The organism is Terrimonas rubra (genome assembly GCF_042686025.1).
Classification (GTDB): domain Bacteria; phylum Bacteroidota; class Bacteroidia; order Chitinophagales; family Chitinophagaceae; genus Terrimonas; species Terrimonas rubra.
In genome coordinates, this window is sequence record NZ_JBHUOZ010000001.1 from 1,991,214 (window position 1) to 2,012,354 (window position 21,141).

Consider the following 21,141-nt stretch of genomic DNA (forward strand, 5'->3'; position numbering starts at 1 on the left):
TGGTAACACGGATCGGCCGTGTTGCGTCGCACTCTGCATCTTTCTGTTCGCTGCTCAGCATACTTTAAGAGTTATTACGATAACAATTAACAGGCTGCAAACAGACACTGCCAACGCTTTGTAAAGAAGGTCATAGCATTCACTATTTTTTTAGTTTGGATAAAATGGTTAATTTAAGCGTATGGAAAATAGTAGTTGTATTAACTGCCAGCACCGGTATGCGGGGAATTTTTGTCCGCAATGCGGGCAGTCTTCACACGAAGGCAGGATCAATGCCCATTATTTTTTGCATGATATCCCGCATTCCGTTTTTCATATTGACAAAGGCTTTTTTTATACGCTGAAATGCCTGTTCACCCGGCCGGGTTATATGATCGAAGAATACCTGGAAGGTAAAAGGGTAAAACATTTCCGTCCCTTTGCTTATGTGATTATCATGTCGGCCATCTGTACTTTTTTAATCAAAGGTATTGAGTGGCTCACCCATAAAATAATAACAGTCAATTACCCGGATACGGTAATAGCTGTACATGAAAATTTCTTTGCCCACTATTTCAGTGTGTTCATCTTTATCATGATTCCCTTTGCGAGCCTGGTAACCTGGCTTACTTTTTATAAGAGAAAATATAATTACTGGGAACATTTCCTGGCCAATACCTATATAGCTGCCCAGCTTAATCTTATCCTGGTATTGATCAGGCTGGTGGGCCTGCTCGTGGTGTTATTTACACAAAAGCAGGATACCAATATTGATTTCAAGTGGTTTTTAATGGTGTTTATGATGGGTTTTCTCTTTATGTATGGCAATGTATTTGGAGTGCTAATGAGAGCAAAATATAAGCTTGCTAAAATTATACTCATACTCACACTTATGAATTCCATTTTGGCCATCCTATATTTGCTGGGCTTTTCTTTAACCGGCCTCGTGAAGTTTATGTAGGACAGCTGCACCTTTTATTGCTGCCCCTTTACCAGGTCAGCCACTACTTTATCAATAGGTAAAGTAACAGAAGATGCGGAAAACGCTTCCCAGTCAATAAAACGAAAGGTCTCTATTTCCTTCCTTGTTTCGTAAACCTGTAGTTGTTGCTCATCAAATGCGAATGGGGTAGTACGTAACGGTACCGTTATAGGTGCTAAAGCTTCTGCATAATAGTAAATAGAGATGATCTGGTCACTGGGTCTGAAGGCAGAGCGTTGAAAAAAATCGGTGGTATAAATATGCTGGGTTACTCTTACGGCGAGGTTCATCTCTTCCATAAATTCTCTTACCAGGCAATCGCGGGTGCCTTCGCCAAACTCCAGGCCACCGCCGGGAAATTTGGTGTAATAGGCGCCACGGATGTATTCATCGCTCACCAATACCTGTTTAGCCTCATTGATAAGAATGCCATATACCCTTACATTGAAATTAGACATAACGGGTTAGAATATTTTTTTGCGTAAGAAAAGCCAGCCAATGGTTAAGGCAATGGCTAAGGATAATAATACCACCACGTAAAAGGCATAACCCGATTCTTCAAAGCCATTGGGCACGTTCATGCCGAATATACTGGCTATTAATACCGGGAAACTTAATACAATGGTAATAACCGATAAACGGCGTAAAACCTGGTTCTGGTTGTTGGCAATAATACTGGCAAATGCATCCAGGGTACTGCTCAGGATATTGGCGTAAATATTAGCCATCTCCAGGGCCTGGGAATTATCTACAATAAGGTCATCCAGGTATTCTTTCTCTTCATCGTTCAGTGATAAAAAATTGGTACGCTGAAGCTTCATTAATAACAACTCATTAGAGCGAAGGGCAGTAACAAAATACACCAGGCTTTTTTGTATGCGCATCAGTTGGAGTAATTGTTCGTTTTCACTGGAAACATATAGTTTTTGTTCCAGTACATTTCTTTGCTGGTTGATCTGTTTCAGGTACTCCATAAAATTCTGCACGATCTTTTCAATGATCTTCAACACCATCATGCTTTTTTTATCAGGCTGGCGGTTTTGAAAAGTAACCAGGAATTTTTTTATAGCCGGGTTTTCAAAGGAGTTGACCGTTACAATTTGCGAGTGGGTAAGGATGATACAAATAGGAATAGTAATATAATACGCGTCACTTTCATTAAAGGAATGATTTTCCGTCGGCGTTTTTATCACGATCAGTTTTACCTTATCCTCCTCTTCAAAACGGCTCCGTTCATCTATATCCAGCGAGTCGGTTAAGAAGTCGATGGGTATGTCCAGGCTCTCGGACAGGTCGGCAAACTCTTCCTGCTTTAATGGCGGCAGCAGGTTTACCCATACGGCTTCCCCTGTTTTATCAACCTCTACGGTTTTCTGATCAATATTTTTGAATAATTGTATCATGACAACAAAGGTAGGAGGGAATTGGAATAGTTCATAGTTAATAGTTCATGGTTCATAGCGGGGCTTCAAAAGGTTCAAAGGTTCAATAGTTCAAAGGTTCAAAGGTTCAAAGGACCTGGAATGTGTTTGTATGTTCATTGTCAATTGTCAACTGTCAATTGTCCCTTGTCCCTTGTCAACTGTCAATTGTCCATTGATAAAGTTATCTTATTAACGTGGCTGTTCCTTTTAGGAAAATTTTCTGGCCGGTATAGTCAATTGCATCAACCATCCATACATAGGTATTGGTGGCCTGCAGGGTGCCGTTAATGCGGCCATCCCATCCGTGCCCGTTAATGGTGGTAGCAAAAACCATTTGGCCCCAGCGGTTAAATACCCGGAAATAACGGATCTCACGTACACCTACGGCAATGGGTTTCAGCACATCGTTGAGCCCGTCACCATTGGGGGTAAAGCCGGTAGGCACAAATACGTATGGGTTGGTTTTAAATACAGTTACCTTAACCGAGGTAGAGTCGTAACAGCCGGCCTGGTTGTACACCAGTACTTTATACCGGATACTGTCAATGCTGGCCGGGTAACGTCCGATAGGCGTAGCAATATTAGGATCATCCAGGAAAGTGGATGGATCCCATACATAACGGGTTCCTCCTGTGGCCTGTAATTGTAAAGGTTGATTGACCACAACAGCTGTATCATTACCGGCATATGGTATGATCTTGGGCAATACGGTAACCAATACGGTATCCCTTCCGGGTTTTGGACAACCCAGGTCATCCCACGAAGACAGTACATATTGCAGGGTACGCGGTGGGTAGGCAATGGGATTTAGTGAACCGCTGTTCAGCAGGGAAGCGGCCGGCGACCAGGTAAAACGGTTGCCATCATGCGACCCATGCAAATAGGCCGGTTCATTATAACAGATCACCGTATCGTTACCGGCGTTGGCTACCGGGTAGGGAATGGTTGTTACATTAATGCTGGCATTGGCCGAACAGGAGCCAATGGTGGCAAGCACACTATAGGTAGTGAAGGGATCTGTGGGCCGCGCTACCGGGTTTTGTAAAGCCGGGTTGACAATGGTTGCGGCCGGTGTCCAGGTATACCGTAAACCATCCGAGGTAACCCTTAACCTTACTTCATCGGTACGGCAGATCACCGTGTCGTTCATCGGGATAAGTGTTACTTCCGATACTACTCTTACCCGCACTGAATCATTATTGATACAGCCTTGTTCATTAAGCTCCACGTAATACATGGTAGTAGTAGTGGGTGCTACTGTGGGTGAAGGATTATTGGTTGCAAAAGTGCCGGCTGCCGTAGCCCAGCTGAATATACCGGTGCCTGATGCCTGTAACTGTATAGGATCGGGGATACAAATAAGCGTATCCTTAAAAGCCAGGGTAATAGGCGGTTTATCAATGATAGTAAGCACCCTTTCTATGGTGTCCACACATCCCATACTATTACCTACAATCAGCTGAACCGTTTTGGGTCCTATATTGGCATACTGCCAGCTGGAGTTTTGTAAACGTGAGGTATCGGCCAGGGTGGTCTGGTCGCCAAAATTCCAGCGCCAGTAATTCACCACACCATAGTTGGTGGTAGTGGCATCGGTAAAATTCACCGGGTTGGTGATACAGATGCCGGCTGTGTTGAATGCAGGGAAAAAACCGGGCCATACACCTACAGGTACTTCGATAGAGTCGGCACAAAGTTCACCACGGTTGGCCACTACTTTTAAGGTATAATTACCTGCCGCTGCATATTGGTGGGTAGGCGTTGTTTCTGTTGAAAAGTTACCATCACCAAAATCCCAGTACAGGGTCCTGATATCGGGATTGGTATTAAAATTACGGAAGGTCAGGGTAAAGCCATCACAGGTAATATACCGTGGTTCTAACCTGGGCTTTATGGGTTGACAGGCGCCTACTTTGATATGCAGTTCTTTACGGGAACGGCCAATAATCAGACCGTTACGCGTTTCTGTTACACAAACGGTAACAACATATTCGCCCTGCCCGGTAAGGGGAGGAGCTATGCCACTGATCAGGCCTGTAGTGGGGTTGATAGTTACACCACTGCCCAAGGGCTGGGATTCGGAATAAGGGAAAACATAGGGAACCGTGTTATAAGGCGGGGGCGCTGCCGGATCGGGAGCCGGTCCGTTTTGCCCGCTGCCACTCGGGCCACCATTGCCGGGGCCGCCACCTACCCATGCGGAACAGAATTCATATGTCAATATATCGTTCGGATCTTTATCGGTAGCCTGGAAAGGATATTCAAAATAACTATCGGCACAAACCACTACTGTATCATTTACCAGGAACATGGGGCTGCTGTTGGTAGGCGCGGCGGCAGAAACATTTGTACCGGGAATAGTGATGGAATAGGTATTGCCTACTTCGCCGGAGTTACTGATATTGGATACACCGGCAATACGGCAGCAACGCTGGTAGGAAACGGTATAACCATTAGGATTGTTAGGAAGAGAAACCTCATTAAGTGTATAAACGACTATGGTATAGTAACAACCACGCTGGTCTCCCGATAAACATTCTTCATCGCGTACTTTGTTCAAGTTATATTGGGAAGTTACACGTACTGATTCCTGTCTTACCTGGGTGTTGGTGGCAGCGTCAAAAAAAGTAAAATTAATAGGGTCACTAACCTGGTTAGTGTTGGGGTTACACTGCATGTAAACCGTTAAAGTAATACGGTACTTGTGTGAATTGCCGTTACCAGCCTCCAGGTATTCATAAGTAAAAAAGCCACCCTTGATATGTGCTGCAAAGCTGGTGGCGGAGAACAATAATAATATTACAACTAAAATTCGTTTCATTAAGCTGGGCTTACTAACAAGGATTCGCGGATAAATTCCTGCAGGATCCCGTTGGTCTTCTCTTCCTCTTCCAACATGCCCATATGGCCGGACTGTTGTAAGGTATAAAAATAAGTTTTATTAGCCATATATGCCAGTTTTAGCGCTTCGTCATAGGGGATAGCCTGATCATCCTTTCCCAATACCAGTAAAACAGGGACCGTCGTATTTTTGAGCACAGCTGTCCTGTCGGGCCGGTTGATCATAGCCCTGTAATAAGAAACGAGAGAAGTATCGGAAAAGTTGTTCATCGAATGTAGAAAATCTTTTATTAACTGCGGGTTATCCTTTTTAGTTTTGGTCGAGAAAAGATTCCCAACGGTCGATTCAATAAAAGCTGCCGCCCCGTTTTTTTCAATAAAAGCAATGCCTTTTTCCCTAACCTGCTTTTTTTCAGCACTATCAGCCACTGCGGTGGAGTGAAAAAGTCCCCAGCTTTTTAATAATTCCTGGTATTTTTCTGCAAAGGCCAGGGTAACATAACCGCCCATACTATGGCCTATCAATATTATTTTTTCTTTTGGGAAAACATCCAGTGCCGGCTGGGCCAATAACTGTTGTACGGCCTGGGCCATAGTTTCCATGGACAGGTTTTCCGTTAATTCGGATTGCGCCGTACCCGGAAAATGCGGAGCTATTACACGGTAATTTTGCTGCAGCAGTTTTATTTGTGCTGCCCACACCGTAGCATCTTCGCCAAAACCATGTAACAAGACCACCACCGGGCCTTTGCCCTCATCGTAATATCCTATCTTATGTCCGTTAACAACTGTTTCTAAATAGGGCATAGTATATGTTTTAAGGTGAGGTGATGAGCTGCAAACAAACGCATCCACAGGTACGGACAATGATCAACGAAAAAGGGATGCTTACACTTTTTCTTTTTTCTTTCTCCGCTCTATGAATTGTTTTACAGCTGTTGCAACTGATAACAGCAATAATAATGCCCCTATCCATAACATACTGCAGGAAATATAGTCGCCGTGTTTTACAAAATAAGTTTGGCCTTCTGTAGCAGGAACATTCATTTTAATAGTTGCGGCCACATCCCAGGGTTGTGGTTGTAACACATTTCCCAGAGGATCAATAAAACAACTGATACCGGTATTGGCGCTGCGGGCTATCCATTTACGGGTTTCTATGGCGCGCAGTCGGGCATAGTTCATATGTTGTTTATGGCCCTGTGTATTGCCCCACCAGCCATCATTGGTGATGATACAAATGATATCGGCGCCTTTGCGGATAAAGGATGTGAGATAATCGCCATAGATACTCTCGTAACAAATGGCCGGTGCAATTTTGTAGGATTGATTGGGCAGGGCCAATACTTTAGCTGCCGTATCACGGGCATAGCCACCACTGGTGCCGCCAAATTTTTCAAAAGCCTCTGACATAAAACCCAGGAAACGGGGTAATACTTCTACACCCGGCACCAGTTTTGACTTATGATAAATGGATGCCGAAGCTGTATCTAACAATAAGGCACTGTTATAACTTTCGTAATAACCGGAATAACCTCCCCGGAAAGCTTTTGAGTAGGCACTGTTTTTAGATGCAAAAACCTTTGTTCCTTCCAGGCCGGTTAATAAATTTATTTGTGGATTGTTACGTAAAAACCCCCAAACAGGACTAAGGTTCCTATTGTGCCAGAGCTGGTCTTCATCGGCCTGGAAGGGGATAGCCGTTTCGGGCCATACAACCAGCGAAGTATTGGCATCAATAGCACTTTCCGATAGGGCTATTAATTTTTGTAACTGGGCTTCTTCTTTTCCCAACTCAAACTTTTCATCCCAGGGGTCAATATTGGGTTGTACCACTACTATATTATGTTCCTGTGTATAGTTCAGTGAACCGGGTGTAACCAGCCGTGAAATGATAATGGGTAATACCACGCAGGCGATCCATACGGCCAGTGATTTAAAATACCTGCCTGTCCGGCCTTCCTTAGTAAAAACGGTGAAGGCGAAATAGGCGATCACATTGCTCAGCAATATCCATAAACTGCCGCCGCTGCTGCCGGTGTATTCGTACCATTGTATCCAGCCGGGTTGCATGGCAAAGGCATTGCCCAGGGTTAGCCAGGGCCAGCTAAGGTCCCAGTTCAGGTGTATATATTCAAAAGCCAGCCAGTAGATTATAAAAGAGCCGTAGCCGATCCAGCGTCCCCACTGTTTTTTGGTTTGCCTGAATAACAGGATGGGGATACACATGAGTAAACTGTTCACAAAAAAAGCACTCAGTCCGCCAATGATCGTAGAGTTGGCCACCCACCAGGTAACCAGCACATTCCATAGTAACATATGCAGGTAGGTAAGTGCTGCAAAAGCTTTGGTGTTCTTCATATTATCCTCGGCCCATAACAAGGGCAGCCAGGCCAGGAAAATGAGTACAGTGAATGACGATGTTGGCCAGGCGGCCCACAGCAATACACTACCCAATATGGCGGCTAATAAAAAACGGAACCGGAATATGAATGATTTGGCGGTAGATGAAGCGCTCACGGGAAATATTTGTGTAAAAATAGCAGTTTTTGCAGAAGTGGGTTTAGTAGCAAGAAATAATGAATACTTAATATTGGTCTATTGCCTGCCTCTTCAATAAAACTTATCCCTTAATAAATGCATTTACTCAGATTCAATATTCAACATTTTTCATTCCAGGTCCATAACTTATAATTCATCATTCTTCATTCATAATTCATTAAATTTAGGTATCAAAACTTGCTATATGGAAACTTACGGCAAAATATTGCTGATGGCCATGCCCGTTTTTTTAGTGCTGGTTTTGTTTGAAAAATGGTACGGCTGGCGCAAGGGGAATGATACAGTACAAACCATGGATATGATCAGCAGCCTGACCAGTGGCATCACCAATGTGACCAAGGATGTACTGGGTTTAAGTATCGCCATTATATCGTACCAGTGGTTGGTGAACAAAGTAGCATTAGTGCATATTGAATCTATTGTGTGGGTATACATCATTGCTTTTATTGCCCTAGATTTTATGGGGTATTGGGCCCACCGCCTAAATCATGTATATAATATTTTCTGGAATAATCACCTGGTACATCATAGCAGCGAGGAGTTTAACCTGGCCTGTGCCTTAAGGCAGAGTATCTCGGAGATCGTAAAACTCTTTGTCATCTTTTTGTTACCTGCTGCTTTGCTGGGTATACCGGCAAAAGTAATTGCCATAGTAGCGCCGATACAATTGTTTGCACAGTTCTGGTACCATACCCGTCATATCGGTAAAATGGGCTGGCTGGAAAAAGTGATTGTTACACCTTCACATCACCGGGTACACCATGCCATTAATAAAGAATACCTGGATAAAAACTTTGCCCAGATATTTATTGTGTGGGATAAATGGTTTGGCACTTACCAGGAGGAGTTGGCAAACGTACCGCCGGTATATGGCATTACCCGGCCGGTAAGAACCTGGAACCCCGTTAAAATTAATTTCCAGCATATCTGGTTACTGGTACAGGATGCCTGGCGTGCCCGTTACTGGAAAGATAAACTTCGTATCTGGTTTATGCCAACGGGATGGCGGCCGGCCGATGTGGCGGAAAAATACCCGGTCTTTAAAATTGAAGATCCTTATCATTTTGAAAAATACAACCCGCCTGCATCAGCATGGCTGAAAGCCTGGAGCTGGTTCCAGTTGTCGGCCATTTTATTTTTCATCAGTTATTTCTTTGCCAGCATTGCGGCCATTAACCAGCTAAATAATGCGGCGATTTACCTGTACGGGCTGTTTATTTTTTTATCGGTGTATGCGTTAACGGAATTAATGGACCGTAACCCAATGGCTGTTTTCTGGGAATTATTAAAGAACAGTTTTGGTATTTACCTGTTTATAAGCCAGGGTGATTGGTTTGGCATTGGCCGGCAATGGCCTTTTACCACCTATATTATACTGGTTTACCTGGGAGTATCTACCTTTATAACAGGCTGGCTGGCGTTTAAAAACAAACAGGAGGACAGGTTACGGGTGCAACTGGCCGTTTAAAAAGGGGCATTTACCCAAAATCTTTCCGCTAACTATACAAATGCATTACTTTTATCATCTAACAAAAACATCTTAAACATGAAAGGGAAAAGTTTAATCTGGATTATTGTACTGGTAGTAATTGTCATTATCGGCTTTATGGGCTGTAATGGATATAATGGTGTTATTAAACAGGACGAGAATGTAAAGAAAGCCTGGGGTAATGTGGAAGTAGAATACCAGAAGCGTGCAGATCTTACACAACAACTGATCAATACTGTTCAGGGAGCAGCCGACTTTGAACGTAAAACGTTGACGGATGTAATTGAAGCCCGTGCAAAAGCAACCGGCGTAAATGTATCTGCCGATAACCTGACACCGGAAAATGTGGCCAAGTTCCAGGAAGCCCAAAGCCAGTTAACCGGAGCTTTAAGCCGTTTAATGGTAGTGGTGGAAAGATACCCTGACCTGAAAGCCAACCAGAACTTTTTGCAATTACAAACCAGCCTGGAGGGCATGGCTAATGGCATCAATACTGCACAACGTACTTTTAACAGTGCTGTGAATGATTATAATGTAAAAGTTCGTTCTTTCCCAATGAATATTCTGGCCGGTATGTTTGGGTTTAAGGCAAAAGAAGGATTTAAAGCCGAAGAAGGCGCCAATAAAGCCCCTGATGTAAAGTTTAATTTTTAAGAGGGCATGAACAAAAAGCTTGGCTTATATATATTACTGGGTATTGTACTGGTAGCAGGTTTATATACTGCTACCAGTTACAATCGTTTTATTAATAAACAGGAAAACGTAAACAAATACTGGGCTGATGTGCAGCGTACTTACCAGCGCAGGGCCGACCTTATTCCAAGTTTGGTACAAACTGTAAAGGGAATGGCCAATTACGAAAAAGAGACCCTGGAAAAGATCACCGAGCTGCGTAACAGGATCACCGGCGCTTCGCTTAACACTGATGCCAGTCCGGAGAGTATTGCCTTACAGGAACAGTTACAGCAGGAACTGGCAGTGAATGCCAACCGGCTGATCGCAACTGTGGAGGCCTATCCCAATCTGCGGGGAACGGAAGGTTTTTTAAACCTGCAAACCCAGATGGAAGGAACAGAAAGACGCATTAAGGTAGCCCGCCAGGATTATAACGAGGCCGTAAATGAGTACAACGTTAGGGTAAGGACCTTTCCTTCCAGCATGACCGCAAAACTGTTTGGCTTTACCGTTAAACCACCATTTGCAGCCGATGCGGGTACCGAAAAAGCAATTGAAATAAAGTTTAAATAATAGCCGTGTTCCCATTTTCAAAAAATAAACCGCAGTTCTTCCTGGCCAGCGAAAAGGAGCAGATAGTAAATGCTATCCGCCAGGCGGAAAAAACAACCAGTGGAGAAATAAGACTGTTTGTGGAAAGCCGTTGCCGTTTTATGGATGCGCTGGACAGGGCAGCAGAGGTTTTCTTTCATTTAAAAATGGACCTGACAGAAGACCGGAACGGAGTATTGGTATACATAGCCATGCGGGACAGGCAAATCGCCATATTTGGTGATGAGAATATCCATAAACGTTTGGGAGCCTCGTTCTGGCAGACAGAGGTGGAACAGATGATGGAAAAGTTCCAGGGTGAACATATTGTAGATGGTATTGTACAATGTATGGCCGATATCGGGCAGGCCTTGCATAAAGAGTTCCCTTTTGAACCGGGACACGATAAAAATGAGTTGCCTGATGATATCGTTTTCGGACATTAACAGGGGTAACATAGGACACCAGGTTAAACACTATCAAACAGTATTCGGCAGATAATACAGCGCATGAAAAAATTTCTCACAGTTTTATCCTTACTATTAACAGTAGTACTATTTGCACAGAATAGTATTCCCAACAGGCCTAATCCGCCCAAACTGGTCAATGATCTTACTAACACTACTTTGACCGCTTCGCAAATAGCGGCACTGGAGACAAAGCTGTACCAGTATGATGATACTACTTCTAACCAGATAGCCATTGTGATCGTGAATTCGCTGGATGGCATGTCGGTCGAAGATTATGCCCTGCAGCTGGGACGTAAATGGGGGGTAGGAAATAAGGATTTTAATAATGGGGTAGTAATACTGGTGAGCACCGGTGGTGGCGATGGCAACCGTGACCTGACCATTGCCGTTGGGTATGGGTTGGAAAGAGCGATACCCGATATTACGGCCAAACAGATTATTGACCATGAAATGATCCCCAATTTTAAAGCAGGGGATATTTACAGTGGTTTAAATAAAGGAGTAGATGCACTGATACTGGCGGCCCAGGGCGAATACAAGGCACCGGAAGGCTGGGCTAACCGTGGTCAGAAAGATGGTATTCCTATCTTTTTTGTGATATTAGCTGTTATTGTTTTCCTGGTCATTATTTCGGCCATGGGTGGCAAGGGCGGCGGCGGTTATGTATCGCGCCGTGGTTATAGCGACTGGGGCGGCTGGCCCGGCGGAGGCTGGACAGGTGGCGGCGGTGGCGGTGGTTGGTCCGGAGGCGGATCATCCGGCGGTGGCTTCGGTGGTTTTGGCGGCGGTAGCTTTGGCGGCGGCGGGGCCAGTGGTAAATGGTAGTATTGTTACACCCGTCTGTGTGCCTAAATCTATATACTATTGTCTATATACTAAAGTCTGTTATTAACTGCAATTATGCAACTGGTCCATAGTACTCTTGCTATTATATTTTAAATTCCCGTTTTAAGAGATTAATTTTAAGGATAAAACACCAACTCATGATCCTTAAATTAATCAATGCGGCCCTGATTATTTTCGCTGTTTTTATGGGCTTTAAACAGGGCTATGCCATGTTTTCCGGCAAGCCCGAAATGCTGGCCATGTTCGGTAAATGGGGCTTTTCTAAAACAGCGGTGATGGTCAATGGTATTGTTACCATACTGGCGGCAGTGCTGATACTTTTTCCAAAAACATTTTTATGGGGTAACTTTTTAATGGCGGCGGGCATCCTGCTCATCATTTGCCTGCAACTGTTACACAGGGATTTCAGAGGTGCTTTAATTGAAGTGCCTTTCCTGTTATTAAACCTGCTGATCATTTATTTACAACACCCGTTGAAAACGGGGACTTCATAACAGGGTTAACCAGTCTTGTTTATAAACACAAAATGATAACCATGAAAACAATCCCACTGATACTGGCGGTGCTGTTATGCTTATCGATGACGGCCTGCGCACAAAAAAACAATCAACCTAAAAAACAACAAACCACAACCATGGATCTGTCAAAAATTACAAACACCGTTGCCCGGGAGGCAATCGAAGCATTACAAGCCAACGATCTTAAAAAATGGTACAGTTATTTTACCGCTGATGCCATATTTACGGATGATGGCCGGACCTTAGGGTTAAAATCTTTCTTTGATAATGCATTTGATAAAAAAGAAAAATTCTTAAGCATTGATAGGGTAGCAAATGAGGGGAAAGATATTTACGGGGATTTTTATGCGGGCCAGTGGGGCACTTTTAAAGTATTCTTTAAATTTCATATCAATGCCGAAGGAAAGATAAGCCGGTTGGATATCGGGCAGGGGAAGTAAAACACGCACTGATGTATTAATTATAACAGTAACATCTGCGGTATGCGAAGCTTTTAGCTTCGCATTTTTTTTTATAACTCCGGGCTATGCGAAAAATGGATAATGTGAAACAACGGCTATGCGAAACTTATCGTTTCGTATTTTCATTTTATCGCCTTTGGCGATGACAGTAGAACAAACAACCTACTCTTAAAATGTCACTGCTAACATTCCTGTTAATCCTGGCTGGCGGGTTATCCCATCGCGGCCTAAAAAATATTTCAAAAAGAATTTGATTATCTGCTTTTCTTCTATTTACTTTGTATTTCAAAGTGCTTTTATATGTCTTCAACACAATCGTTCGAGCCTTTACATGAGATGCAGCACATCCAGCAACTGATGGAGCGTTCTACCCGGTTTACCAGCCTGAGTGGCCTGAGTTGTATTGCAGCCGGTGTCTGCGCCCTCATAGGTGGAGCTATTGCCTATACATTATTAGGCAACTATTATGGCAGCGATCTTACATTGTGGGAATACAGTAATGCATCGTTTGCCGAATTAAAAAGGCAATTATTAGTATTAGCGGCCATCGTATTTGCAGTGGCGGCTATGAGCGCCTTCTTTTTTACCTGGCGTAAAACAAGAAAACAAGGCCTGAGCATGTGGGAACCTAGTTCCAAACGGGTATTCTGGGCCATGCTTGTTCCGTTGGTAAGCGGAGGTGTTTTTGTATTGGGTATATTGCACTTTGATAACTGGTACCTGGTGGCGCCGGCATGCCTGGTATTTTATGGGCTGGCGCTGGTGAATGCAGGAAAGTTTACCATATCCGATATCCGTTACCTGGGTTATTGCCAGATATTACTGGGTTTAATAAATATCTGGTGGATAGGATATGGGTTGTATTTTTGGGTGCTGGGGTTTGGTGTCTTACACATTGTATATGGTGTAAAGATGTACCTGAAGGAAAAAAATAATAATCAATAAAGCAATTGAGATGCTCAATCCTATAGAAGGATTAAATAAAATTTTTGATAACCGTATCCGGCTGGGGGTCATGTCTATCCTTATGGTAAATGAGGAGATGAGTTTTAATGACCTCAAGTCCTTGTTGCAGCTGACCGACGGTAACCTGGCCTCACACCTGACCAGCCTGGAAACGGCTGCCTTTATAAAAGTGCATAAAGGGTTTGTAGGACGAAAAACAAACACAACCTACAGCGTGACCAAGGCCGGTGAAAAAGCGTTCAAGTTGCATGTGGCGGCACTGGAGAGTATGATCAAAGGAGTAAAGTAATTTTTTTTGTATTTATACTTTGTATTTCAAAGTGCTTTTAAAATAAAATAAACAATATGGAATCAGTTGTAAAAACTGCCTGGGAAAAAAGCAAGCTGCTGGTAAAAGGCCTCATTATAGGTGGCATAGCTTTATTATTACTCATCCCCGCTTATTTTGTAAAAGAGGTGATTATAGAAAGAGAGAAAAGACAGGAGGAAGTGTATAAGGAAGTAAGCAGTAAATGGGCCAGTGACCAGACCCTGACCGGTCCGGTATTGAATATACCGTATACAGAGGTAGTGAACATAACCAATCAAAACGGGCAACAGGAAAAGAGAACGACCAAGTACCTGTACCTGTTACCCGAAAGCTTGCAGGTAGATGCGCTGGCGGTGCCGGAGAAAAGAAAAAGAGGCATTTTCCAGGTAATGCTCTACAGCGCCGATCTGCAATTGAACGGAAGCTTTAACCTGCAACAAATAAATGAACTGCGTATTGATCCTGCATTGATCCACTGGAACGACGCTTACCTGAGTATTGGCTTAACGGATTTATCCGGCTTACAAAACCCGCCGTTGCTGAACTGGAAAGACACCAACATTAGCCTGAAAAGCGGTACCAGGGAAGGAAGTTTTTTAAAGGAGACACTGGTAGCTCCTGTAAGTATTGCCGCCGATGAGAAGATCAGCTTTTCCACCAGGCTGGAGGTAAATGGTTCCCGTAACCTGCAATTCGTACCTGCAGGTAGCGAAACAACGGTTAAAATGCGTTCAGCATGGCCCGATCCGAGTTTTACGGGAACCATCCTACCTAAACATGTTGTCAGTGATTCGGGGTTTACGGCCAACTGGAAAGCCCTGGCGCATACCCGGAATTTCCCGCAGGTATGGACACAGGATACTTACCACAAACTGGATGCTGCTGCTTTTGGGGTAGACCTGCATATACCGGTGAATGGCTACCAGAAAACATTACGTTCGGTTAAGTATGCGTTGTTATGTATCGTTTTAACTTTTGCCGGTTTCTTTTTAATTGAAACCAATAATAAAAAATCCGTGCACCCATTTCATTATGGTTTAATTGGTGTGGCGCTGATATTGTTTTATACCCTGTTATTATCCTTCACAGAATACATTGGTTTTAACGCGGCCTACCTGGTGGCTTCCGTTGCGGTGATAGGCCTGATAGCCTGGTTTGTAAAAAGTTTACTGGCGCTTTCCAGGCCGGCCATTTTAGTAGGTCTTATACTAGTATTGGTGTATGCTTACGTATTTACCACTTTACAGTTAAATGATTACTCGTTAATTATGGGAAGTGTAGGATTGTTCCTGGCGCTGGCCGTGATCATGAAATTCTCTAAAAAGATACAATGGTAACGTTTCATATTATTTCCATTAAACCCACCTTATGAATAGGATGTAATAACTATAGCTATTCCTGGTTTGTAGTTAGTGATAAGGACCGCCGGAAGGCGGTCTTTGTCTTGTTAGCCCGGGATGTTGCAGGTTGATACGCAGATTTTCGCTAATGAACTTATTGATGTAATATCATTAAAAGATGAGGACCGTCTGTTGACATTCTTTATCTTTTTACCTGCAGATTTTCGCTGATGGTTATATTAATGGTACATATATAGCAGGTATGATTGAATATGAATGGATAACCAATAAAATGCTGATAAGCGAATGGGACGATGCAGTGTGCGACGCAAGGAACGATGATCAGGGTACTACGGCTGGTAACATAAAAAAAGCCACCTTGTATAAAGGTGGCTTTGTATGGAGGAAAGATGAATTAAAATCCTTTTTTATCGTCAGCACTGATCTTGCTGTTCAGGAATTCAACCAGCTCTTTTAAAGCGGCATCATTCGGCGCAGCCTGTGATGCTTTTGTTTTGGCATCAACAATTTGTTTTAAGATCATACCATTGATATAGGCATCTGTTTGTGCACGGTAAGAAGCCGGTATTTTTTCACGGAAATCGATAATAGCTTCTACGCCTTTTTTCACCAGGCCTGCATTTTTCAGTTTGGCCAGGTAAGTGCCAAAGCCAACGGCATTCTCAAACTTATCGTTTAAAGACATCCTGGTAAAATCTTCTACCAGTTTGCCGGCAATGGTTTCATCATCCGAAGAGAATAACTGGGCCATGATAGCCGATTGTAATACTCTTTTAGCGGGTTTTTTATACAATTCTACTGCGGCGGTTTGCGCTAAAGGATCGCCGGTAGCGGATAAAGCATACAATGCATTACCTGCTACAGTATAAGAAGAATCGTAGATCGCTTTTTTGAAAATATCAAGATAAGCTGCCGTAGGTTCATAGGCACCTAAAGCGCCGATAGCATTACCGCGTATGGTTGACTTGGGATCATTTTTGGCCAGGTCACTGATAACAGGCTCTACCGCTTTTTTCAATGCGGCATTCTTGAAATCAAGTTTTTGTAGAGTATAGGTACGCAAACCATCATACTTATCTTTCAGGGCAGTTTTAAGCAGGTCGATGGCTTTTGTTTCTGTAGCATTTTTAGCGGCAAAGTCTACAGCTTCTTTCCTGTCTAAGTAGTTGCCCGCATATTTATACTGGTGTATAAAATTATCTAAGGTCTTGTTATCCTTTTTCACCCAAAGGGTTACTTTATCTGCATCCACATTGATCAGGTCAGGACGTTTGGTGTATTTAAAAGTAAAGCTGTCCACAGCCTGGCTTGCCAGTACCTGGTGCCTGGTTTTGGTGGCGCCGTTATAAATTTCCACTGCTAAGGGTAACTGGTACAGGTAACCGCTTTTCTGCAATTGTTTTACAATTACAGTGGCAATACCTTTTTCATCGTTATAGTCGTAACTGATATCCACTACCGGGTGGCCGTTGTTAAAGTACCACTGGTTAAAGAAGGGGTTCATGTCCCTGCCGGTTACTTCTTCAAAAGCTAAACGTAACTGGTGCGCTTCCGCTGCTTTATACTTATTGGTAGTTAGGTAATTGTTCATGCCTTTAAAGAAAGCGCTGTCACCTATCTGGTTACGTAACATATGTAAAATACGTCCGCCTTTGTTATAGCTAACGGCATCAAACATATCTTCCTTGTCACGGTAATGAAAACGTACCAGGTCTTTTGACTCGCTGTTGCTGCCTAAATAACCCTGTAGTTCACCATAGCCTTTATCATCAGCATAGTCCTTGCCATATTTGTATTCATTCCATAAGGTTTCGCTGTAATTGGCAAAGGATTCGTTCACGGTGAGGTTGCTCCAACTTTCACTGGTAACATAATCGCCAAACCAATGGTGAAACAATTCGTGTGCAATAACATGCTCCCATTCGTTGCCATCTATCAGTTCACGGGCATCCTGTTGGGCACTTTCCTGGTGTAGGGTAGCGGTAGTATTCTCCATCGCTCCGCTAACATAATCACGTCCCACAATCTGCGCATATTTTACCCAGGGATATTCCACGCCGGTGATTTTTGAAAAATAGGTCATCATCTCAGGCGTATTACCAAAGATCTTACGGGCTACAGGGGCATATTCTTTTTCTACATAGTAAGTAACGTCCTTGCCTTTCCACTTGTCCGTGATCACGGCATAATCACCTACACCCATAAAGAATAAATAAGGCGCATGTGGCAGGTCCATCTTCCAGTAATCGGTACGTGTGCCGTCAGTGTTTTTCTTCTGGCTCATTAATTTACCATTGCTCAGGGTTACATATTTTGCCGGCACGGTCATATAAATTTCCTGCGTGGTTTTCTGGTTGGGCCTGTCAATAGTAGGGAACCAAACCGAGCTGGCTTCCGTTTCGCCCTGTGTCCATATTTGTGTAGGCTTGTTGGCTTCTTCGCCTTTGGGGTTAATAAAGTATAAGCCTTTGGCATCAGTGATGGCTTCACTGCCTTCTACTTTAAATTCATCCGGTTTGGCGGTATACTCAATATATACCGTGTATTTTTCTTTGCCTTTATAGCTTTTATCCAGTTTAATGCGTAAAAACAGGCCATCATATTTGTAAGCCAGTTTTTGATTGGCAGAACCTTTTACCAGGGCAACCTGGTGTATGTCCATGCCTTTGGCATCCAGTGTTAAAGAATCGGTAGCATAAAAATGTGGTTGTAAGGTTAACCAGGCTTTGCCCAAAAGATAACTTTTGTTGTAATCAAACTTAACATCCAGTTTGGTATGTACCAGTTGGTTAATAACGGGTGCCGTTTCCCTGTACTCCTTTTTCCAGCTGGTATCGGCGGGTGCTTCGGCATGTTGTGCATAGGTTAACAAACTACAGCAAACTGCAGCTAAAACCAGTATTGTCTGCTTCATTTTCATGTTTTTTATAATAATAAACTACAAATATATATGGCACAAAAGGTAAAAAAATTAAAAAAGGATGAAAGGTAAGCAGATTTTAACGTGTTGTTATAGCGGTAATTGCGTTATTTTTGAGCTACAAACAATCCGGTAGTGGCATGAGAAAGATAGTTTTTGGAATGAGTTTTTTATTGATGGCGTCTGTTGTTTTAGCACAAAGAACCAATTTTGTGTACTTACAAACTGACCCGCAACAACCTTTTTTCATCAAATTAAATGAAAAGGGTATCAGCTCTTCGGCAGCTGGTTACCTTATATTGCCTAAACTAACTGCGGGTACATATACTATTACCATTGGTTTTGCCGGCGGTAAACTGGTTGAGCAAAAATTTGACCTGCAGGTGCAAAACAGTGATAAAGGATACCTTATCAAGCAGCTGGGTGGGGGAGAACTGAGTTTATTTGACCTGCAAACGGCGGCTTTATTACCGGCAGCCAATGCCAAAGGAAGTACCGTTGTTACCAAACTGGAAAAAGAAAATGTATCGGCTTTCACCAATGCCTTGTCAAAAGCTTCTGCCGATACTACCTTATTATATGGTAAACCCAAACAGGAAACACCGGTAACAGCACCTGTTGTGGTAAAACAGGAACCAAAACCCGCGGAAACACAGCCTGCGGCTGTACAAACACCGGCGGCAGTGACTAAGGAAATAAAAGATACGTTGCTGCCGTTAAAAGAAACCCTTGTTGCTGAAAAAGAAACCAAAGCCGTGGTAAAAGAAACGGTTACCCCGGTTAAAGAAGAAGCAGTGGCAGTTACCGAAACGGTGAAAGAAACTGTTGTACCACCTGCCGTACCGGCAGACAAACCGGTGATTACGCCGGCTGAAACAGCAGTACTCAGTTCAACCATACAACGCAAAGCCGTTACGGAAACAGGGGAGGGTACTACGGTTGTGTATGAAGAGGCATTTGAAAATGGCAGTAAGGAACTGATCACCATCATTGTACCGCCGGCTAAAGAGATTTTTAAAGAAACGCCTGCAACCACTACACAACAACCCATTCTGAAGGCGAATATCTGTAAGAACAATGCCAGTGAAAAGGACTTCCTGGCGGTAAGACGTAAGATGGTGGCCAAAACCAATGATGAAGCCATGATTGAAGAGGCGGAAAAAGTATTTAAAACAAAATGTTTTACTACCACGCAGGTGAAAAACCTGGGGAATATGTTTTTGTCCAATGCCGGTAAATACAACTTCTTTGCCATGGCCAAAAACTATGTTTCTGATATCAATAACTTTCCCGGCCTTGCGGCGGAGTTAAAGGATAACTTTTACATTGGCCAGTTCAACAAACTCATCCAGTAAAAACAATGATCTTTCAGCTTTCTGCCTTTAGCTTTGAGCTTTACGCTTTCAGCTTTATCAGCACAAATAATAACCAGCATGCCGGTGCGATACTTTCTCGAATTATCCTATAAAGGAACAAACTACAGCGGGTTTCAGACCCAGCAAAATGCCAATACGGTCCAGGATGAAGTGGAGAAAGCATTTAAAATTTTGCAAAGGGCGCCGGTAATGCTTACCGGCTCGTCCCGTACCGATGCCGGTGTACACGCTTTACAAAACTTTTTCCATTTTGACTTTGAGGACAAGATCCATCCCGATTTTGTGTATAAGATGAATGCAATATTGCCCGATGATATTGTGATCAGGGGCCTGTACCCGGTGGGTGCTGAACAGCATTCCCGTTTTGATGCGCTGAGCCGGTTATACCACTACTATATATATAACAGTAAAAATCCTTTCCTGGAGGACAGGGCCTATTACTTCCCTTATACTATCGACTTTGATAAATTACAGCAGGCCGCACAGCTTTTATTTGGGTATAATGACTTTACCAGTTTCTCCAAACGCAATACCCAGGTGAAAACCTTTCAATGTGTGATCAAAAAGAGCGAATGGTTTTGGGAAAAGGACTGCCTGGTGTACAGGGTAGAGGCCGACCGTTTCCTGCGGGGAATGGTACGGGCCCTAACGGCTACCATGCTCAAAGTAGGCAGGGGCAAGCTGACATTGGATGATCTCAGGCAAATTATTGAGGACAAGGACAATACAAAAGCCCATTTTGATGTGCCGGGGCATGGTTTATTCCTGCAGCAGGTGATCTTTCCGGAGGCGCTGAAAAAAAATTTTACGCTGTAATGCCCTGTTTTCGGCACTTTCATGCAGGGCGAAAAAATACTTTTAAAAAACATTTGTGAGGGGAGGATCAGCTCCCTATCTTTGCCGCCCATTCGGCAAAACGGTGGAAAAAGTTCTCTGAAAAAGCAAAGATGGTCTTCAAAAAAATATCGAAAAACTTTTCAAAAAAAGTTGGCCGGTAAATGAGAAGCTCCTATCTTTGCCCTCCGCTTTTAAAATGAGGCTCTTTGCATAAGTAATTGATAATCACTAAGTAGTATTAAAAAATTTGTTAAAAACTTTAAATATTATTTGGCAGATAAAATGAATCACTTACCTTTGCCCTCCGCTTTGAAATAAAGCAACGCTCTTTACAAAACAAATTGATACTCACCAGGTTCTGAAGAAAAATTCTTCAAAAGTTTCAAAATAAAATTTGGTAGTTTAGTAAAAAGTTCTACATTTGCACTCCCAATCGCGATAAGCGGTAAGAAAAAAGGGAAAAAGTTCTTAAAAACAGGTGTGACGGAAGGGTCTAAAATCTCGCAGATTTAACATCTACTTTGTCCTTTGAT

19 protein-coding genes are annotated in these 21,141 nt (G+C 43.1%); 13 read left to right on the forward strand and 6 right to left on the reverse strand.

What is annotated here, in order from left to right:
• Positions 1 to 181 precede the first annotated feature (181 nt).
• A complete protein-coding gene (locus tag ACFS6H_RS08350) occupies positions 182 to 940 on the forward strand; it encodes a DUF3667 domain-containing protein (RefSeq protein WP_386097169.1) in 759 nt (252 codons plus the stop codon).
• 14 nt (positions 941 to 954) lie between these two features.
• Here the strand turns inward: ACFS6H_RS08350 and ACFS6H_RS08355 are convergent, their stop codons facing one another.
• The 5 genes from ACFS6H_RS08355 to lnt all read right to left on the reverse strand — a co-directional run bounded on the left by ACFS6H_RS08355 (position 955) and on the right by lnt (position 7,746).
• On the reverse strand, positions 955 to 1,419 hold the full coding sequence (locus ACFS6H_RS08355) for an NUDIX domain-containing protein (protein ID WP_386097171.1): 465 nt from the start codon (positions 1,417 to 1,419) through the stop codon (positions 955 to 957).
• A 6-nt stretch (positions 1,420 to 1,425) separates the two neighbouring features.
• A complete protein-coding gene (locus tag ACFS6H_RS08360; RefSeq protein WP_386097173.1) occupies positions 1,426 to 2,364 on the reverse strand; it encodes a magnesium transporter CorA family protein in 939 nt (312 codons plus the stop codon).
• A 202-nt stretch (positions 2,365 to 2,566) separates the two neighbouring features.
• On the reverse strand, positions 2,567 to 5,206 hold the full coding sequence (locus tag ACFS6H_RS08365) for a PKD domain-containing protein (protein ID WP_386097175.1): 2,640 nt from the start codon (positions 5,204 to 5,206) through the stop codon (positions 2,567 to 2,569).
• Positions 5,206 to 6,033 carry an alpha/beta fold hydrolase gene (locus ACFS6H_RS08370; protein WP_386097177.1) on the reverse strand — a complete coding sequence of 276 codons (828 nt, stop codon included), beginning with the start codon at positions 6,031 to 6,033 and terminating at the stop codon, positions 5,206 to 5,208. The genes ACFS6H_RS08365 and ACFS6H_RS08370 overlap by 1 nt, the downstream gene beginning before the upstream one ends.
• A gap of 81 nt (positions 6,034 to 6,114) precedes the next feature.
• Positions 6,115 to 7,746: an apolipoprotein N-acyltransferase gene (gene lnt, locus ACFS6H_RS08375; RefSeq protein ID WP_386097179.1), complete on the reverse strand. Its 1,632-nt coding sequence runs from the start codon at positions 7,744 to 7,746 to the stop codon at positions 6,115 to 6,117.
• A 226-nt stretch (positions 7,747 to 7,972) separates the two neighbouring features.
• On the opposite strand from lnt, the gene ACFS6H_RS08380 reads away from it, so the two are divergent.
• The 10 genes from ACFS6H_RS08380 (at position 7,973) to creD (ending at position 15,451) form a co-directional block, all read left to right on the forward strand.
• Positions 7,973 to 9,256, forward strand: coding sequence for a sterol desaturase family protein (locus ACFS6H_RS08380; RefSeq protein ID WP_386097181.1), 1,284 nt, complete (start codon positions 7,973 to 7,975; stop codon positions 9,254 to 9,256).
• 78 nt (positions 9,257 to 9,334) lie between these two features.
• Entirely contained in the window at positions 9,335 to 9,931 is a 597-nt protein-coding gene (locus ACFS6H_RS08385) for a LemA family protein (RefSeq protein WP_386097183.1), read from the forward strand.
• 6 nt (positions 9,932 to 9,937) lie between these two features.
• Positions 9,938 to 10,525, forward strand: coding sequence for a LemA family protein (locus ACFS6H_RS08390; RefSeq protein ID WP_386097185.1), 588 nt, complete (start codon positions 9,938 to 9,940; stop codon positions 10,523 to 10,525).
• Positions 10,526 to 10,530: 5 nt separating this feature from the next.
• Positions 10,531 to 10,989: a TPM domain-containing protein gene (locus tag ACFS6H_RS08395; protein WP_386097187.1), complete on the forward strand. Its 459-nt coding sequence runs from the start codon at positions 10,531 to 10,533 to the stop codon at positions 10,987 to 10,989.
• Between the two features lie 63 nt (positions 10,990 to 11,052).
• The gene (locus ACFS6H_RS08400; protein WP_386097189.1) at positions 11,053 to 11,838 is read left to right on the forward strand and encodes a TPM domain-containing protein; all 786 of its coding nucleotides are present in this window, start codon (positions 11,053 to 11,055) and stop codon (positions 11,836 to 11,838) included.
• Positions 11,839 to 11,996: 158 nt separating this feature from the next.
• Entirely contained in the window at positions 11,997 to 12,353 is a 357-nt protein-coding gene (locus ACFS6H_RS08405) for a DoxX family protein (protein WP_386097191.1), read from the forward strand.
• 41 nt (positions 12,354 to 12,394) lie between these two features.
• Positions 12,395 to 12,817: a nuclear transport factor 2 family protein gene (locus ACFS6H_RS08410; RefSeq protein WP_386097193.1), complete on the forward strand. Its 423-nt coding sequence runs from the start codon at positions 12,395 to 12,397 to the stop codon at positions 12,815 to 12,817.
• Between the two features lie 321 nt (positions 12,818 to 13,138).
• Positions 13,139 to 13,783 carry a hypothetical protein gene (locus ACFS6H_RS08415; RefSeq protein ID WP_386097195.1) on the forward strand — a complete coding sequence of 215 codons (645 nt, stop codon included), beginning with the start codon at positions 13,139 to 13,141 and terminating at the stop codon, positions 13,781 to 13,783.
• A 10-nt stretch (positions 13,784 to 13,793) separates the two neighbouring features.
• On the forward strand, positions 13,794 to 14,093 hold the full coding sequence (locus ACFS6H_RS08420; RefSeq protein ID WP_386097197.1) for a winged helix-turn-helix domain-containing protein: 300 nt from the start codon (positions 13,794 to 13,796) through the stop codon (positions 14,091 to 14,093).
• A gap of 56 nt (positions 14,094 to 14,149) precedes the next feature.
• Complete coding sequence (gene creD / locus ACFS6H_RS08425; protein ID WP_386097199.1) at positions 14,150 to 15,451, forward strand: cell envelope integrity protein CreD; 1,302 nt, start codon at positions 14,150 to 14,152, stop codon at positions 15,449 to 15,451.
• 418 nt (positions 15,452 to 15,869) lie between these two features.
• On the opposite strand, the gene ACFS6H_RS08430 is transcribed toward creD, so the two are convergent.
• Positions 15,870 to 18,389 (reverse strand): M1 family aminopeptidase, encoded by a 2,520-nt coding sequence (locus tag ACFS6H_RS08430; RefSeq protein ID WP_386097201.1) that lies wholly within the window; start codon positions 18,387 to 18,389, stop codon positions 15,870 to 15,872.
• Between the two features lie 146 nt (positions 18,390 to 18,535).
• Here ACFS6H_RS08430 and ACFS6H_RS08435 point away from each other — a divergent pair, with 146 nt between their 5' ends.
• Together ACFS6H_RS08435 and truA are read left to right on the forward strand one after the other, a co-directional pair.
• Positions 18,536 to 19,750, forward strand: coding sequence for a hypothetical protein (locus tag ACFS6H_RS08435; RefSeq protein WP_386097203.1), 1,215 nt, complete (start codon positions 18,536 to 18,538; stop codon positions 19,748 to 19,750).
• 84 nt (positions 19,751 to 19,834) lie between these two features.
• Complete coding sequence (gene truA / locus ACFS6H_RS08440) at positions 19,835 to 20,587, forward strand: tRNA pseudouridine(38-40) synthase TruA (protein ID WP_386097205.1); 753 nt, start codon at positions 19,835 to 19,837, stop codon at positions 20,585 to 20,587.
• Positions 20,588 to 21,141 lie beyond the last annotated feature (554 nt).

Excerpts from the sequence above, each read along its gene's own strand:
- ACFS6H_RS08430 (WP_386097201.1), bottom strand. The coding sequence starts at position 18,389 with ATGAAGCAGACAATACTGGTTTTAGCTGCAGTTTGCTGTAGTTTGTTA.
- ACFS6H_RS08370 (WP_386097177.1), bottom strand. The coding sequence starts at position 6,033 with ATGCCCTATTTAGAAACAGTTGTTAACGGACATAAGATAGGATATTAC.
- ACFS6H_RS08405 (WP_386097191.1), top strand. The coding sequence starts at position 11,997 with ATGATCCTTAAATTAATCAATGCGGCCCTGATTATTTTCGCTGTTTTT.
- ACFS6H_RS08355 (WP_386097171.1), bottom strand. The coding sequence starts at position 1,419 with ATGTCTAATTTCAATGTAAGGGTATATGGCATTCTTATCAATGAGGCT.
- ACFS6H_RS08420 (WP_386097197.1), top strand. The coding sequence starts at position 13,794 with ATGCTCAATCCTATAGAAGGATTAAATAAAATTTTTGATAACCGTATC.
- ACFS6H_RS08360 (WP_386097173.1), bottom strand. The coding sequence starts at position 2,364 with ATGATACAATTATTCAAAAATATTGATCAGAAAACCGTAGAGGTTGAT.
- ACFS6H_RS08410 (WP_386097193.1), top strand. The coding sequence starts at position 12,395 with ATGAAAACAATCCCACTGATACTGGCGGTGCTGTTATGCTTATCGATG.
- ACFS6H_RS08365 (WP_386097175.1), bottom strand. The coding sequence starts at position 5,206 with ATGAAACGAATTTTAGTTGTAATATTATTATTGTTCTCCGCCACCAGC.
- ACFS6H_RS08390 (WP_386097185.1), top strand. The coding sequence starts at position 9,938 with ATGAACAAAAAGCTTGGCTTATATATATTACTGGGTATTGTACTGGTA.
- ACFS6H_RS08400 (WP_386097189.1), top strand. The coding sequence starts at position 11,053 with ATGAAAAAATTTCTCACAGTTTTATCCTTACTATTAACAGTAGTACTA.
- creD (WP_386097199.1), top strand. The coding sequence starts at position 14,150 with ATGGAATCAGTTGTAAAAACTGCCTGGGAAAAAAGCAAGCTGCTGGTA.
- ACFS6H_RS08415 (WP_386097195.1), top strand. The coding sequence starts at position 13,139 with ATGTCTTCAACACAATCGTTCGAGCCTTTACATGAGATGCAGCACATC.
- ACFS6H_RS08350 (WP_386097169.1), top strand. The coding sequence starts at position 182 with ATGGAAAATAGTAGTTGTATTAACTGCCAGCACCGGTATGCGGGGAAT.
- ACFS6H_RS08435 (WP_386097203.1), top strand. The coding sequence starts at position 18,536 with ATGAGAAAGATAGTTTTTGGAATGAGTTTTTTATTGATGGCGTCTGTT.
- ACFS6H_RS08385 (WP_386097183.1), top strand. The coding sequence starts at position 9,335 with ATGAAAGGGAAAAGTTTAATCTGGATTATTGTACTGGTAGTAATTGTC.
- ACFS6H_RS08380 (WP_386097181.1), top strand. The coding sequence starts at position 7,973 with ATGGAAACTTACGGCAAAATATTGCTGATGGCCATGCCCGTTTTTTTA.